Annotated in this window: 12 protein-coding genes; all 12 read left to right on the top strand. The window is 64.8% G+C overall.

Annotation, left to right across the window (positions count from 1 at the left end; all coding sequences use genetic code 11):
- A complete protein-coding gene (gene rplW, locus L5G32_RS00565) occupies nucleotides 1-306 on the top strand; it encodes a 50S ribosomal protein L23 (RefSeq protein WP_237009067.1) in 306 nt (101 codons plus the stop codon).
- 31 nt (nucleotides 307-337) lie between these two features.
- Nucleotides 338-1,174, top strand: coding sequence for a 50S ribosomal protein L2 (gene rplB / locus L5G32_RS00560; protein WP_237009066.1), 837 nt, complete (start codon nucleotides 338-340; stop codon nucleotides 1,172-1,174).
- A 16-nt stretch (nucleotides 1,175-1,190) separates the two neighbouring features.
- Nucleotides 1,191-1,472 carry a 30S ribosomal protein S19 gene (gene rpsS / locus L5G32_RS00555; RefSeq protein WP_236996200.1) on the top strand — a complete coding sequence of 94 codons (282 nt, stop codon included), beginning with the start codon at nucleotides 1,191-1,193 and terminating at the stop codon, nucleotides 1,470-1,472.
- A gap of 2 nt (nucleotides 1,473-1,474) precedes the next feature.
- Nucleotides 1,475-1,885 (top strand): 50S ribosomal protein L22, encoded by a 411-nt coding sequence (rplV, locus tag L5G32_RS00550; RefSeq protein ID WP_237009065.1) that lies wholly within the window; start codon nucleotides 1,475-1,477, stop codon nucleotides 1,883-1,885.
- A 3-nt stretch (nucleotides 1,886-1,888) separates the two neighbouring features.
- Complete coding sequence (rpsC, locus tag L5G32_RS00545; RefSeq protein ID WP_237009064.1) at nucleotides 1,889-2,701, top strand: 30S ribosomal protein S3; 813 nt, start codon at nucleotides 1,889-1,891, stop codon at nucleotides 2,699-2,701.
- Between the two features lie 3 nt (nucleotides 2,702-2,704).
- A complete protein-coding gene (rplP, locus tag L5G32_RS00540) occupies nucleotides 2,705-3,121 on the top strand; it encodes a 50S ribosomal protein L16 (protein ID WP_237009063.1) in 417 nt (138 codons plus the stop codon).
- The gene (gene rpmC / locus L5G32_RS00535) at nucleotides 3,121-3,354 is read left to right on the top strand and encodes a 50S ribosomal protein L29 (RefSeq protein WP_161893840.1); all 234 of its coding nucleotides are present in this window, start codon (nucleotides 3,121-3,123) and stop codon (nucleotides 3,352-3,354) included. The genes rplP and rpmC overlap by 1 nt, the downstream gene beginning before the upstream one ends.
- A complete protein-coding gene (gene rpsQ, locus L5G32_RS00530; protein ID WP_237009062.1) occupies nucleotides 3,351-3,632 on the top strand; it encodes a 30S ribosomal protein S17 in 282 nt (93 codons plus the stop codon). Before rpmC ends, rpsQ begins: the two co-directional genes overlap by 4 nt.
- A 457-nt stretch (nucleotides 3,633-4,089) precedes the next feature.
- The gene (locus L5G32_RS00525; protein WP_237009061.1) at nucleotides 4,090-5,799 is read left to right on the top strand and encodes an ATP-binding cassette domain-containing protein; all 1,710 of its coding nucleotides are present in this window, start codon (nucleotides 4,090-4,092) and stop codon (nucleotides 5,797-5,799) included.
- A 50-nt stretch (nucleotides 5,800-5,849) separates the two neighbouring features.
- Nucleotides 5,850-6,611 carry an ABC transporter permease gene (locus L5G32_RS00520; protein ID WP_237009060.1) on the top strand — a complete coding sequence of 254 codons (762 nt, stop codon included), beginning with the start codon at nucleotides 5,850-5,852 and terminating at the stop codon, nucleotides 6,609-6,611.
- Nucleotides 6,608-7,441, top strand: coding sequence for an ABC transporter permease (locus tag L5G32_RS00515; RefSeq protein ID WP_237009059.1), 834 nt, complete (start codon nucleotides 6,608-6,610; stop codon nucleotides 7,439-7,441). Before L5G32_RS00520 ends, L5G32_RS00515 begins: the two co-directional genes overlap by 4 nt.
- A 184-nt stretch (nucleotides 7,442-7,625) precedes the next feature.
- Nucleotides 7,626-15,572, top strand: a complete 7,947-nt coding sequence (locus L5G32_RS00510; protein WP_237009058.1) for a non-ribosomal peptide synthetase — start codon at nucleotides 7,626-7,628, stop codon at nucleotides 15,570-15,572.
- The last annotated feature ends 11 nt before the right edge of the window (nucleotides 15,573-15,583 follow it).

Here is a 15,583-nt window from a genome sequence, read left to right as displayed (position 1 = left end):
ATGGCTACGCACGCAGATCCGCGTGACATCATCCTGGCGCCGGTGATCTCGGAGAAGGCCTACGGGCTGATCGAAGACAACGTGTACACCTTCCTGGTGCACCCGGATTCGAACAAGACCCAGATCAAGATCGCGATCGAAGCGATCTTCGACGTCAAGGTCTCCAGCGTCAACACCGCGAACCGACAGGGCAAGCGCAAGCGCACTCGCTTCGGCTACGGCAAGCGCAAGGACACCAAGCGCGCCATCGTGACGCTGTCCGCTGACAGCAAGCCCATCGAGATCTTCGGGGGAGCGGTCAGCTGACCGCCCGCGAGAAGGATAGGGACTAACACTCATGGCAATTCGTAAGTACAAGCCGACGACCCCGGGTCGCCGCGGCTCGAGCGGTGCCGACTTCTCCGAGGTCACGCGTTCGCACCCCGAGAAGTCGCTGGTTCGCCCGCTGTCTTCCACTGGTGGCCGTAACGCTCACGGTCGCATCACCACTCGTCACAAGGGTGGCGGCCACAAGCGTGCCTACCGTCTGATCGACTTCCGTCGTAACGACAAGGACGGCATCAACGCCAAGGTCGCTCACATCGAGTACGACCCGAACCGTACGGCTCGGATCGCACTGCTCCACTACGTCGACGGCGAGAAGCGCTACATCATCGCGCCGAAGAACCTGAAGCAGGGCGACATCGTCGAGTCGGGTCCGAACGCCGACATCAAGCCGGGCAACAACCTGCCGCTGCGCAACATCCCGACCGGTACCCAGATCCACAACGTGGAGCTGCGTCCGGGCGGTGGCGCCAAGATGGCACGCTCGGCCGGTGCGTCGATCCAGCTTCTCGGCAAGGAAGGCCCCTACGCCTCGCTGCGTATGCCTTCCGGCGAGATCCGTCGCGTCGACGTCCGCTGCCGCGGCACCGTCGGCGAGGTCGGCAACGCCGAGCAGAGCAACATCAACTGGGGCAAGGCCGGCCGCATGCGCTGGAAGGGCAAGCGCCCGACCGTCCGTGGTGTCGTCATGAACCCGGTGGACCACCCGCACGGTGGTGGCGAGGGCAAGACCTCCGGTGGTCGCCACCCGGTCAGCCCGTGGGGACAGCCGGAAGGCCGTACCCGCAAGAACAAGCCCAGCGACAAGCTGATTGTCCGCCGCCGTCGTACCGGCAAGAACAAGCGATAATAGGAGGAGGTAAAAAATGCCACGCAGCCTGAAGAAAGGCCCGTTCGTCGACGACCACCTCCTGAAGAAGGTGGATGTTCAGAACGAGAAGGGCACGAAGCAGGTCATCAAGACCTGGTCGCGCCGCTCGACTATCACACCTGACTTCATCGGCCACACGTTCGCCGTCCACGACGGTCGTAAGCACGTGCCGGTGTTCGTGTCGGATTCCATGGTGGGGCACAAGCTCGGTGAGTTCGCTCCCACCCGAACCTTCAAGGGTCACATCAAGGATGACCGGAAAGCGAAGCGCCGGTAACCATGACTACTGATACTGACAACGCAGTGCAGACCGCTAAGGCGACAGCGAAGTTCGTTCGCGTCACCCCGATGAAGGCTCGCCGAGTCCTCGACCTGGTCCGCGGCAAGAACGTGGACGAGGCTCTGGACATTCTGCGGTTCGCTCCGCAGTCGGCCAGCGAGCCCGTGTACAAGGTGCTCGCCAGTGCGATCGCCAACGCGGAGAACAACCAGGGGCAGGATCGTCGCACCCTGGTGGTCTCGGAGGCTTACGCCAACGAGGGACCGACCCTGAAGCGCTTTCAGCCGCGTGCACAGGGACGTGCGTTCCGCATCCGCAAGCGCACCAGCCACATCACCGTGGTCGTTGCAGCTGCAGCGGAGAACGGCGGACGTGCTCGTTCGCGCCAGCAGAAGAAGAAGGGAGCCTGAACCGTGGGCCAGAAGATCAACCCGCATGGCTTCCGCCTCGGCATCACCACCGACTGGAGCTCGCGTTGGTACGCCGACAAGCAGTACGCGGAGTACGTCAAGGAAGACGTCGCCATCCGCAAGCTGCTGAGCACCGGCCTCGAGCGCGCAGGCATCTCCAAGGTGGAGATCGAGCGCACCCGTGACCGTGTTCGCGTCGACATCCACACCGCTCGTCCGGGCATCGTCATCGGTCGCCGCGGCGCCGAAGCCGATCGCATCCGTGGCGACCTGGAGAAGCTCACCGGCAAGCAGGTCCAGCTGAACATCCTCGAGGTCAAGAACCCCGAGGCCGACGCCCAGCTCGTAGCTCAGGGTGTCGCGGAGCAGCTGTCCAACCGTGTGGCGTTCCGTCGTGCGATGCGCAAGGCCATCCAGTCGGCGATGCGTCAGCCGGGCGTCAAGGGCATCCGTGTCCAGTGCTCGGGTCGTCTCGGCGGAGCTGAGATGAGCCGCAAGGAGTTCTACCGCGAAGGTCGCGTCCCGCTGCACACGCTGCGTGCCGACATCGACTACGGGCTCTACGAGGCCAAGACCACCTTCGGTCGTATCGGCGTGAAGGTGTGGATCTACAAGGGTGACGTCGTCGGTGGTCGTCGCGAGCTGGCTGCGGCCGCTCCGGCAGAAGACCGTCGTCCGCGTCGTCCCAGCCGCCCGCGTCGCAGCGGTGCCTCGGGCACCACGTCGACCGGCACCGACGCAGGCCGCAGTGCGGCTGCCGAGGGTGCGGCTGCAGAGGCGTCTGCGCCTGCGCAGGCAGAGAAGCAGGAGGGCTAGCCCATGTTGATCCCTCGTCGGGTCAAGCACCGCAAGCAGCACCACCCCAGCCTGAAGGGTCAGGCGTCGGGCGGAACCAAGGTCAGCTTCGGCGACTACGGTATCCAGGCCCTGGAGGGTGCTTACATCACCAACCGACAGATCGAGTCCGCTCGTATCGCGATCAACCGCCACATCAAGCGTGGCGGCAAGGTCTGGATCAACATCTTCCCGGACCGCCCGATCACGAAGAAGCCTGCCGAGACCCGCATGGGTTCCGGTAAGGGTTCGCCCGAGTGGTGGGTGGCCCCGGTGAAGCCGGGCCGCGTGCTGTTCGAGATGTCGTACCCCAATGAGGAGACCGCTCGCGAGGCTCTGCGCCGCGCACAGCACAAGCTCCCCATGAAGACCCGGATCGTGACCAGAGAGGAGCAGTTCTGATGGCACTCGGAATCGCTGCATCTGAGCTCCGCGAGCTCAGTGACACCGATCTGGTCGACCGCCTCAAGGAGTCGAAGGAAGAGTTGTTCAACCTTCGCTTCCAGATGGCTACCGGCCAGCTCGACAACAACCGTCGCCTGCGCACCGTGCGTCGTGAGATCGCTCGCGTCTACACCGTGATGCGTGAGCGCGAGCTGGGCCTGGCGTCCGGACCGGAAGGTGAAGACGCATGAGTGAGGACCAGAACGTGAACGTCGAAGAGCGCGGCCGCCGCAAAGAGCGGATCGGCTACGTCGTCAGTGACAAGATGACCAAGACCATCACGGTCGAGCTGGAAGATCGTAAGAGCCACCCGCTCTACGGCAAGATCATCCGCCGCACCAGTAAGGTCAAGGCGCACGATGAGAACGAGACCGCCGGCGTCGGCGACCGCGTTCGCATCATGGAGACCCGACCGATGTCGGCGACCAAGCGCTGGCGTCTGGTCACGGTGCTCGAGAAGGCCAAGTAGACCTGTAGGTCTAGTAGGCATTTCGTCGCCTGACGGTTAGACAACGAAGATCGCCCCTCCCGGGTTCGGGAGGGGCGATCTTCGTTGTGCTGGCACGGTGGCCCGGCCATATGTGATGAGAGTTTCAATACCGTCCATTCCGCGCAAAATGTCGATCGATTGATCGACATCACGCCACGTGAATGTCGGCGAATGCATCTCGAGTTGTGTCAGATAACATCGTGGATGCGTGAATCTCGGCTGATGTGATGGGCTTAGTCTGACGTGAATATGCCCGAAATGTGAAGCATAGCAATAGAATTGAAATTCTAGAAGGATAGGTCGATTCGGGAAGTCGCGTCACGGTCCGGCTCTGAAGTGGGCGAATCGTGAAACAGGCTTGACGTTGTCGGCGATAGTCATAGGGTAGTAAATCTTGTCCGCTGAACGTAGTAGAGCGAAGGAGGGGGATCGTCACATGCCAGACCCTGCCGGAAGTGCCGCCGATGCCGGTGGTCGGACTCCGGGACGTGGGACTGAGGCTGACCCTCTCCAGGACACGATGCCGTGGGTGCCGGACGACGATCCGGTCCTCCGCGAACTCCGCGCGTGGCGGAACGATCTGTCGTCCGCTCCGCACGATCGAGCTCCGGTGGACGGCGGTCCTGGCAGTGGAGAGAACCCGGCGCAGCGTGCCGTCGGATCGCGGTCTGCGCGTGATGCGGGTAGCGGTGATACTCAGGCCACCGACAACCGCCCGCCCCCTCCGTCTCGGTCGGAAGAGCAGATTTCCGACGATTCGTCGCCGACCCGCCGGTTCGGCCGGTGGCGTGGGGATTCCGACGATCGCGGCAGTGCCCCCGAGGGGCTGAGCAGCGGCGGCGCCGCTACACGCAGCCATCGGCTGCCACAGGACACCCGGTACACCCCGACCCATGCGCCGCGTGGACCACGTCACGCCGCGTGGGACGTCATGGCACCCGCACCCGCACCCCAGACGCCGGCCGAGACGGAGAATCTCGCTCCAACGGAGGTGCCGGACGAGGTTGAGCAGCCTGTGCCGTTCGTGTCGGAGCATGAGCAGCGACTGGCTGCGGCGAGCACTGTGGCGTTCGAGGCGATCTCGCAGAAGGATCTCGAACCCGAGCCCGGAGCCGAGCCCGCGATTGTGGCGAGCCATCTGCGTAAGACATTCGGCGATTTCGTCGCCGTCGACGACGTGAGCTTCCGAGTACCCAAGGGGACGATCGTCGCGCTGCTCGGGCCGAACGGCGCGGGCAAGACCACGACGGTCAACATGTTGTGCACGTTGCTGCCCCCTGACAAGGGGAGCGCTGTGGTCGCGGGTCACGATGTCGTCGAGAACCCGGCGGGGGTGCGGACCTCGATCATGTTGACCGGCCAGTTCGCGGCTCTCGACGAGTCGCTCACCGGTCGGGAGAACCTGATCCTATTCGGTCGACTGTTGGGGCTCCCGAAGAAGAAGGCTGCGGCGCGCGCCGACGAACTGCTCGAGGACTTCTCCCTCGTGGAGGCCGCGGGGAAGCGTGTCGGTCAGTACTCGGGCGGCATGCGTCGTCGTATCGACATCGCGTGCGGCCTCGTCACGTCGCCGGAAGTGGTGTTCCTCGACGAGCCCACCACGGGATTGGACCCGCGGAGTCGTCAGGACGTCTGGAACCTGGTCGACAAACTCCGCGACGACGGCGTGACGATCCTGCTGACTACGCAGTACCTCGAAGAGGCCGACGTCCTCTCGGACAACATCGTCGTGATCGATTCGGGCCGCGTGATCGCCGAGGGCACGTCGAGCGAACTGAAGGCGGCCACGGGGGCGGCGTACTGCGAAGTCACGCCTGCCCATCCGGCGTATCTGCCCCGGCTGCGTGCCCGGTTGCGGGACCTGATCGGCGACGAGGCGGCCGACGACACCAATCTCGATGTATTGACGGTCTCGGTGCCTGCCCCCAACGGGCCGGAGACCTTGGCCGAGGTGATGCGTCGTACCGAGGCGGCCAAGATCCCGCTCGCCGACATCGCGCTGCGTCGTCCGTCGCTGGACGAGGTGTTCCTCTCGTTGACCGAGAAGCCGAAGGACGACAGCAAGGTGACGCTGATCGAGCACGACGGCGACTCGCTCGGGGACCAGGTGAAGTCCGCGCTGCCCACCCGCGACGGTGACCAGTGACGGTCGATTCGGGAATTCGTCCGCTCGATACTGTCGCAGTGTCCGCAGGGGTGCGCACTGCCAGACAGTGGTGGACGCTGACCTCACGCGGACTGCTGAAGGTCCTGCGCAACGGCGAGTTTCTCTTCGCGTTCATCGCGCCGGTGTTCCTCGCGGTCTGTTTCTACCTTCCGCTGCGCAAGGTCATGGACTCGGCACCGGGTATGGACTACGGGCAGTTCTTGATGCCGATCATCCTGTTGCAAGCGATGAGTTTCACCGCGACGTCGGCTGCGATGCGGTCGGCGTTCGACGTGAGTCGCGGCATCAATACGAGGTTCCGCGTCCTGCCGATGGCGGGGTGGGTGCCGCTGTCGGCTCGGCTCGGCACGAACATCGTGCTGCTTTTGGTGTCATTGATCTGCGGAGCGGTCGCATCGGTTGTGATCGGATGGCGACCGGACGGTGGTGTCGGTGGGACAGCGCTCCTGTTCGCGATCCCGCTGGCCATCGGGGTGCTGCTCGCTCTAGTCGCCGACGGCGTCGGACTGGTCGCGGGCACGCCGGAGGCCACGAGTCAGATGCTGGGACTGCCGACGATGATTCTCGGCATGGTGTCGACGGGCTTCGTCCCGGAGGAACGCTTTCCCGATTGGATTCGGGGCTTCGCGCGAAACCAGCCGATTTCTCAGTTCGTCGAGGTGATGCGGGCCGCGGACTCGTCGCAGTCGATGACGTGGTCGGTTGCCGCACCGACTGTGTACTGGTGTCTCGGCCTCGCAGCGCTTGCCGCGTATCTGATCGTCGTCGGTAGCAGGAAGGCGCGAGTATGAGCGTCGACGCGGTGCACGCCGCTGATCTCCAGGCCGAGCGCACGCACGGAGAGGGCTCGCTACGCACTTGGCTGGCGAACAGTCGGGTCCTCGCATGGCGGCAGTTGCTCGTCTACGTCCGAAATGTGCCGACCGTGCTCCAGTCGCTGATCATCCCGGCCGTGTCGCTTGTGCTGATCAAGGTGGTTCTCGGCGATGCCGTCGGCGACGCGACCGGACAGGACAGCTTGTACGGGACCGTTCCGCTGATGATCTTAGTGGGCGCGATGGGCGGGTCCATGGTGTCGGCGATCAGGTTGAACAAAGAGCGCTCGACTGGATTGTTGGCGCGCTTGTACGTCCTTCCGATCAACCGCGCGGCAGATCTCACCTCGCGGGTGCTCGCCGAGACCGTGCGCATCCTGGTCGTGACTTTAATCCTGTTGGCTGTTGGCTCAGCGATGGGTTTCCGGTTTTCAGAGGGAGTCCCTGCGGCGATCGCGCTGATCGCTGTGCCTGTGGTGTTCGGGTCCGCGTACGCGGTGTTCGTGCTCGCGATTGCAGTCAACTCGCCTGCGGGCGCGCCGCTTGTCCAATACCTGGGGCTGCTGATGAACGTGCTCATGTTCTTCAATTCGGGCTTCTCCCCGATCGACGCATACCCGGGTTGGCTGCAACCGATCGTTGCCAATCAACCGATGACACCCGGGATCGATCTGATGCGCTCGCTTGCTGCCGGCGGGCCGATCACGATGAATCTGATCAAGGTGGCGATATGGGCGGCGATCTTTGTAGGGGCAAGTATCTACCCTGCGCTCGTCGGTTACCGGAAAGCGGCGACGAGCAGGTGAACGGCTATGGTCGGTGCCGGTCAGGCAACAGTCGGTATACGCAGGGCCGGAGAATGGGAGGCTGTTAGAGGAGGGTCTCGATGAAGTAGTGAGCGGGCCGCGGAATCGAATCCGTGGACAACGTGTCCGACGTCGTCGGACGGACGGCAGTGCACCAGCGCACGAGTGAAAGGCACGAACGGTAATGAGTGAGTTGAGCAGCGGATCCGACGAGCAGCAATGGCTGCCGTTGACCGCCGCCCAGCGCGGCATGTGGTTCGCCGAGAACATGTCGCCGGATTACTCGGTGAACGTCGCCCAGTACCTCGACATCCGCGACATCGATCGGCGCCTTGACGTGGACTTGTTCGACTCGATACATCACGACGGCGCCCGAGAACTTCAGAGTGCGTTCACTCGACTCGTCGCGAACGACGGCGAGTTGATGCAGACCATCGATTTCTCGCTGCCGTTCACTCTTGAGCACGTCGATCTCCGCAGCCACGACGACCCGGTGGCGGCTGCCCATGAATGGATGAACGCTGACTACCGACGGACGGTGGACCTCCTCGCAGGTGTGCCGCTGGCGCGTGCGGGACTGCTGCGCGTCGCCGACGATCGGGTGTTCTGGTACCTCCGCGGGCATCACCTTCTGATGGACGGCGTAGCCGCCCTCAACAACGTCCTCTGGCTGGTCGACCGCTACAACGCTGCTTTGGCCGGGAACGACGTCGCAGCCAAACCTCATGCCGACTTGGCCGAGCTCGTGGCGGACGACGCCGCGTACAGCTCGGGGACGCGTCGGGAACGGGATCGCGAACACTGGGCGGAGCGCGCTGCGGATCTGCCCGAGCGAGTGACGCTCGCCCAGCACGCGGCGACGGCGCCCTTGTCGCCCGAGAACTTGGTTGCTGGACGTCGGCTCACCGACGAATTCCAACGCGGACTGGCGTCACTCGCGTCTGCGATGGGCAGTTCGCTGCCTGCGCTCTTGACATCCGGATTCTCCGTGTACTTGTCGCGAATGACAGATGCCGACGAGGTAGTTCTCAGTGTTCCGGTGACGGGACGCGCCACCGCGAAGGTGAAGCGGGCCGGCGGCATGGTGTCGAACATGCTGCCAGTCAGGGCGACTCGGCCGAGTGGCCTGACGTTCCCCGAGTTGGTTGCCCAGATTCAACTCGAACTCACCGGTGTGCTGCGCCATCAGCGGTACCGGTTCGAGGACATTCGCCTCGACGCCGGCTTGCGTGACGCCGCGACCGCTTCGTTCGGCCCGATCGTGAACATGGTGTTCTTCGACCGTCCGATCGAGATCGCGGGCGCTGAAGTCGAGTACCACATCCTGGCATCGGGAATCCTCGAAGACCTGCGGGTCAACTTCTATCAGGCGAGCCCGAACGCGCCGGTCTTCGTAGATCTACACGGCAACCCACACCTGTATACCCAGCACGAACTCGACATCCATGTCGAACGGTTCCTCGAGTTCTTCGAGCGTCTGCTCGACGATCCCGAGCAGCCGCTCGGAACGGTGGACTTGCGGACCGCTGCGGATCACTCGTCGATCCAGTCCGCGGAGCGCGGTGCGGTGCGCGACTACTCCGCCTTCGGGGCGCACCTGCTCGACGGATTCGAACGGCAGGTTCGCGAACACCCGGATGCGAATGCACTGACCTTCGGGGACGAGACGTGGACGTACGCCGAGTTCGACGTGGTGCGTCGGACTCATGCGGCGCGGCTGGTCCGAGACGGGGTGCGTGCCGGAGACAGGGTGATCGTCTCGATGGTCCGTGGGTTCGGCCAACTCGCCGCGGTCTACGCCGTCCTCACGGTCGGCGCCGCGTATGTTCCGGTCGACCCGTCTCACCCGCAGGACCGGCGAGATCTCGTCACCGACGCCGCAGACGCGAGACTGGTGTTCGACGCTGCGTATTTCGAGCGCGACGACGCGACCGGACTCGATCCTGTCGAGACCGCGCCGCTCGCGCCCAACGCACCGGCATACGTCATCTTCACTTCCGGTTCGACGGGCACGCCGAAGGGCGTCGAGGTGCCGCACGATGCGGTGATCAACCGGTTGGCCTGGACTGACGAGCACTACCCGCTCGCTGCGAGCGATGCGGTGATGTACAAGACTCCGTTCACGTTCGACGTATCGGTGTGGGAGCTGTTCTGGCCGCTGGCGGTCGGAGCCCGCATGGTGATCGCGCGACCCGACGGGCATCGGGACCCGGGATACTTACGCGAACTCATGGAGGTCGAGAACGTCACGGTCGTCCACTTCGTTCCTTCGATGCTCGATGTCTACCTCGATGACCGAGCCGGGCGGCAGGCCGGGGAAGACCTCTTTCCGAGCGGGCTTCGCCGCGTGTTCACGTCGGGGGAGGCCCTGACCGGGAACGCCGCCGATCGGTTGCTTCTCGATGCGCCGGACGTCGACTTGGTGAACCTGTACGGACCGACTGAGGCGGCCGTCGACGTCACCGAGCACCGGGTCCGGTTCGGGGAGACGATGCCGCCGATCGGCTCGCCGGTTCCGAACACCCGCGCTCTCGTCCTCGACGATCGTCTGACACCGGTCCCGCCGGGCGCGCCGGGCGAGCTCTACCTCGCCGGAATCCAACTGGCCCACGGGTACGTCGGTCGGCCCAGCCTCACTGGCGAGCGCTTCGTCGCTGCTGTGGGCGATGACGTCCCGGGAGCTCGGATGTATCGCACCGGCGACCTCGTGCGGTGGAGCATCGACGGCGAGCTCGAATACCTCGGTCGTACCGATTTCCAAGTGAAGATCCGCGGACAGCGAGTGGAACTCGGCGAAGTCGAGTCGGTATTGGTCGATCACCAGAGCGTCGACGGGGCGGTCGCGATGGTGCGTGACGACCTGGCGGCCGTGCCAACCCTCGTCGCGTACGTGCGAGCCGCCGCCCCCCAGCCGGACGAGCCCGAGTTGCTCGCCTGGTCGCGGCGCCGTCTGCCGTCGCACATGGTGCCGTCGGCGATCATCGTGCTCGACGATTTCCCGATCAACTCCTCCGGTAAGACCGATCGGCGCGCCCTGCCGGTCCCGGAGATGCACTCGGCCGAGTACGACGCTCCGCAGTCGGAGATCGAGGTGCAACTGGCAGGCATCATCGCCGAACTGGTCGGAGTCGACCAAGTGGGACGACGGGACAATCTGTTCGAGCTCGGTGGGAACTCCCTCGTCGCTGCGCGGCTCGTGACGCGAGCGCGCGACGGGCTGGGCCTGGACCTCCGATTGGCCGACGTCTTCGACGCGACAGACCTCGCTGAACTAGCAGCGGGCGCCGCGCACGCCGACCACGATTCGCAGTCGCCGCTGGTGCATGTGAGTCCGCGGCCGGATCGGATCCCGCTGTCGACGGCTCAGTCGCGGCTGTGGCTGGTCAACCAGATCGACCCTTCCGCATCGACGTACAACATGCCGGGAGCGGTACGTCTCGGCACGGACGTCGACGTCGCCGCGCTCACCGCCGCCGTACGCGATGTGGTCGATCGGCACGAGATCCTGCGGACGACGTTCGACGCCCTCGACGACGGCCGGCAAGTCCAGACTGTCGGGGACGTGGATTCGATGGCCGACGCGATCGATCTGACTCCGATCCGCGCGGACGACGCGCAGACGGCAGTCGATCGGATCGCCGCGAGCGGATTCGATCTCACGGTCGAAGCTCCGTTCCGTTGTCGCCTGGTCCTCGAAAGTCGCGAGCACATCCTCGTCGTGGTGGTTCACCACATCGCGGCAGACGGTTACTCGCTGATCCCGTTGATCGCCGACCTGACTGCCGCGTACACCAAACGCAAGTCCGGTCAGGCGCCTGCGAAGAATCCAGAGGCGTTGCAGTACGCGGATTACGCGCTGTGGCAGCACGAGCATTTATCGGGCGAAGGCAGCGAGACTGTCACCGCTGACCTGTCGTTCTGGCGTTCGGAACTGGACGGGCTGCCCGAATTGTTACCGCTTCCGACGGACCGCCCTCGACCCGCCGTCGCGAGCGGGCGAGGCGCGTACGTCGACCTCGTCGCCGATCCGGTCCTCACGGGCGGCGTTCGCGACCTCGCGAAAGCGTCCGGGGTGACCACGTTCTCGGTGATCCATGCTGCGGTCGCACTGGTCTTGTCCCGATGCAGCGGAACCACCGATGTCGCGGTGGGCGTCGCCGTCGACGGGCGTCGGGACGACCGTCTGGCTCAACTGGTCGGCATGTTCATCGACACCGTCGTCCTGCGAACCGCCGTGTCCGACGGAGCGAGTCTGACGGAACTGCTCGCAGACGCGCACCGCACCCGGGCCCGCGCGATGGCGCATGCAACGGTGCCGTTCGAACGTGTCGTGGAAGAACTCGCCCCAGCCCGGTCGGCTGCGCACACGCCGCTGTTCCAAGTCGGCCTCACGATGCTCGCGGACACCACGAGCGCGCTCCGTGACGATTCGACAGGCTTCAAACTCGTCGATGCACGCGTTCCGTCAGCGAAGTACGACCTCTCGGTCACCGTCATCGAGAGCGACGATCACCTGGACTTCGAGATCTCGTATGCCACCGACCTGTTCGACGAGTCGACAGCGGCGTGGTTCGGTCGCGCCGTCTTGCGCGTGCTCGATCAGTTCACCGGGAGCGCTCCCGAGACACCGGTCGGCAGGCTCGACATCGTCAGCCGGGAGTCCCTCGCCGGGTTGACTGCTGCACCGACTCCTGCGGCCAGTCCTGTTGTGCTCGGCGACCTATGGGATCTACACGGATCACAGAATCCGGGCGAGATCCGAGACAGCAAACGGGCACTGACCCGGGCCGAGTTCGACGCTGCCGCCAACCGATTGGCGAGGGAGTTGCTCGGACGCGGGGTCCAGACGGGCGACGTCGTTGCGGTCGGCGCGGGCCGAGGCGTGCCTGCTGTGATCGGAATGGTCGCGATCACCAAGGCCGGTGCGGCGTTCGTCAACGTCGACCCGAACCTCCCAGACGAACGGCGCGTCGAGATCCTCGAGGACAGCGGGGCAGTGCTCGGCGTCGGGACTGAGGCTTGCGGCGGCATCGACTGGCTGAGCGTCGACGCCCCACGTGTCGTAGAGCGATCGGCCGCGCCCATCGCCGACGACGAGCTGACGCGCTCCCCACGGGTGGACGACATCGCGTACCTGATCTACACATCGGGATCCACCGGAAAGCCGAAGGCGACGGTGGTCAGTCACCGCGGCCTGGCCAACATGGCTGCCAATCAGCAGTCGGTCCTCGGCCTCGACGAGACGAGTCGGGTGCTGCAGGTGGCCGCTCCGAGTTTCGACGCGTCGATCTTCGAGATCACGATGGCGTTGTGCAGCGGTGCTGGGCTCGTCGTGACGGCGCCTGACGTGTTCGCAGGCGATGAACTGGTCGAGGTGATCAACGAGCACCGGGTCACGCACACCGTGATGACGCCGTCGGTCATGGCTGGACTCGATCCGGACGCTTTGCCTGACCTCGGGACGCTGGTCAGCGTCGGCGAAGCTTGCCCGCCAGAGTTGGCGGAAAGGTGGGCCGGAGCCGGTCGCGACTTCTTCAATCTCTACGGACCTACCGAGTCGACTATTTGGGCGACGGCGTCAGGTCCGCTCGCAGTGGGCGAAGAGGTCACGATCGGCGATCCCGTCGAAGGAGTCGGCGCCCTGGTCCTCGGTGCGGGCTTACGGCCGGTTCCCGTGGGGGTGCCCGGTGAGTTGTACTTGACCGGCGATCAGCTGGCACTCGGCTACTTGGGACGCCCCGACCTCACTGCAGCACGTTTCGTCGCGGCGCCGTTCGGCGAGTCCGGGGCGCGGATGTACCGAACCGGCGACCGGGTGATGAGCCTTCCCGGTGGCGGCCTCCGGTATCTGGGCCGCACCGACTTCCAACTCAAGATCCGAGGGATGCGCGTGGAGCCGGGCGAGGTGGACGGCGCCTTGACCACTCACCGTGCGGTGGCCGCCGCTCTCACCGTCGGAATGCCGGGGCCTGTCGGCGACACGGTCCTCGTCTCGTATGTCACGCCCCGAGGAGCAGCGACGATCGACCCGACCGAGATCCGCAGTTACGCGATGGATCTCCTGCCCGGGCACATGGTCCCGCACACAGTGGTGCCGGTGGAGAATTTCGTCACCAACACGGTGGGGAAGATCGACCGGTCGTCGTTGCCTGCGGTCGATTTCGACGCAGGACATGATTTCGTCGCGCCGCGCAACGACTCCGAACGTCTGGTCGCGGAGGTCTTCGCTACCGAACTCGGCGTCGATCGAGTCAGCGTCACGGAGAGTTTCTTCGAGACGGGCGGGAACTCGCTGTCGGCGGTCGGCGTCGCGGCGCGCCTGACCAAGCTGCGGGGCAGGCGCATCGCGTTGCGTGACATATTCGAGAATCCGACGGCAACCGCGCTGGCTTCGTTCTTGACCACCGCGCCGATCGCGGCCGACGTGCCTGCACTCGTCAGCCGACCACGGCCCGACGTCGTGCCGCTTTCTGAGGTGCAGCGTGGAATGTGGCTTCTGAACAGTGCGGATCCGGAATCGTCTGCGTACAACATCGCGTTTGCACTCCGGGTCTCCGGTGCGTTGAACGTCGACATGTTCAAAGCCGCCGTGGGCGACTTGATCGAACGTCAAGAATCGCTGCGGGCCGTCTATCCGATGATCAGCGGCGAACCCATGTCGCGGCTGACCTCAGCGGCAGAAGTGATGTCGGCGCTGGAACTCGATCCGGTCGACGTCGAAGGACAGTCGATCGACGCAGTCGCCGCTGTGATGGATCGTGGCTTCGACCTGACCGCTGAGGCTCCGGTGCGGATAGGACTGCTCCGCGTGTCCGCTGACGAATACCTGATCGTCTTCGTCATGCACCACATCACTGCTGACGGTTCATCGATCCGGCCGCTCGCCGAAGACTTCTTGACCGCGGCCGCTGCGAGGTCGGCGGGCCGGGCTCCGGCGTGGGCGCCCTTGCAGATCCAGTACGCCGACTTCGCGATGTGGCAGCAGGAATGGTTGGCCGCCGAGGACTCCGAGGGGACCACCGAACGAGATCGTCAACTCGAATACTGGCGACGTCGACTCTCCGGTGCGCCGGACCTCTTGGCACTGCCGACGGACCGACCGCGGCCGCCCACTCCGTCGTACGACGGGTCTGAAGTGGTGTTCGAGATATCGGCGGAGCTGACCGGACGTCTCGAAGCACTCGCACAGGCTCGAGGCACGACGCTGTTCGTCGTCGTGCACTCGGCCTTCGCCGTGCTCTTGTCCCGGATGAGCGGCAGTTCTGACGTGGTGGTCGGAATTCCATTCGCCGGACGGAACGAGCCTGCGGTGGCCGATCTCGTCGGGATGTTCGTCAACAGTCTGGCGCTACGGACCAGTGTGGCCAGTGGGGAATCCTTCGCCGCGCTGATCGACAGGGTTCGCGTCGAGGACATGGACGACATGGCGCACGCCGACGTCTCATTCGAGTCCGTGGTGCAGACGGTCGATGCGCCTCGGACACGTTCGTACAACCCCGTCTTCCAGGCGATGCTCTGGTTCCAGAACCTCGAATTCCCGAAGGTGGAGATCGACGGGCTCGCAATCCGTGCGGTTCCAGACGCTCTCACCTCGGCGAAAGTCGACCTCCAGTTGGCGGTGTACCCGAACGATCCGACCGTGCTCGGCGACCGTGCGGCCGGTGCGCCGATGCGGGCAGGCTTCGTGTACGCGACGGAACTGTTCGACGAGATCACGATCGAGAGGTACGCGGAGCGATTCGTCCAGATTCTCCAGTCAGTGGTCGACGACCCAGAAGTTCTGGTGGCCGATATCTCGATAGCGACGCAAGCGGATCGGCTCGCCGATGCAGACACCGTTGCCGAAGAGGTGGTTCCGTTGCCGACTCTGATCGACGGAGCGGCGACGGCCGCGCCCGAGGCTGTGGCCTTCTCGTATGGCGGGGCGTCCGTAACGTTCGGTTCGTTGTCGGCGACGGTCACAGCAATGGCTGCAGTACTTCCTGACGCAGACTCTGCGCTCGTCTCCGCATTGATGGGCCTGGCTCCCGACCTCGGGACGGCCGGGGCCGACGGGCTCGGCGACGTGCTTCAGCAAGTTCGTGACACGGCTGGAGTTCATGCCAAAACGTCTCCTTACGTCCGCGATTGAAGGAACTGATT

The organism is Gordonia zhenghanii (genome assembly GCF_021738965.1).
Taxonomy (GTDB): Bacteria; Actinomycetota; Actinomycetes; order Mycobacteriales; family Mycobacteriaceae; genus Gordonia; species Gordonia zhenghanii.
Note: the sequence above shows the minus strand (reverse complement) of the source record. Positions and strands in the feature narration are given on the sequence as shown.

What these genes read in the sequence shown, in the direction of transcription:
- rplB (WP_237009066.1), top strand. Translation starts at nt 338, where the DNA reads ATGGCAATTCGTAAGTACAAGCCGACGACCCCGGGTCGCCGCGGCTCG.
- rpmC (WP_161893840.1), top strand. Translation starts at nt 3,121, where the DNA reads ATGGCACTCGGAATCGCTGCATCTGAGCTCCGCGAGCTCAGTGACACC.
- rplV (WP_237009065.1), top strand. Translation starts at nt 1,475, where the DNA reads ATGACTACTGATACTGACAACGCAGTGCAGACCGCTAAGGCGACAGCG.
- L5G32_RS00525 (WP_237009061.1), top strand. Translation starts at nt 4,090, where the DNA reads ATGCCAGACCCTGCCGGAAGTGCCGCCGATGCCGGTGGTCGGACTCCG.
- L5G32_RS00515 (WP_237009059.1), top strand. Translation starts at nt 6,608, where the DNA reads ATGAGCGTCGACGCGGTGCACGCCGCTGATCTCCAGGCCGAGCGCACG.
- rplP (WP_237009063.1), top strand. Translation starts at nt 2,705, where the DNA reads ATGTTGATCCCTCGTCGGGTCAAGCACCGCAAGCAGCACCACCCCAGC.
- L5G32_RS00510 (WP_237009058.1), top strand. Translation starts at nt 7,626, where the DNA reads ATGAGTGAGTTGAGCAGCGGATCCGACGAGCAGCAATGGCTGCCGTTG.
- rpsS (WP_236996200.1), top strand. Translation starts at nt 1,191, where the DNA reads ATGCCACGCAGCCTGAAGAAAGGCCCGTTCGTCGACGACCACCTCCTG.
- rpsQ (WP_237009062.1), top strand. Translation starts at nt 3,351, where the DNA reads ATGAGTGAGGACCAGAACGTGAACGTCGAAGAGCGCGGCCGCCGCAAA.
- rplW (WP_237009067.1), top strand. Translation starts at nt 1, where the DNA reads ATGGCTACGCACGCAGATCCGCGTGACATCATCCTGGCGCCGGTGATC.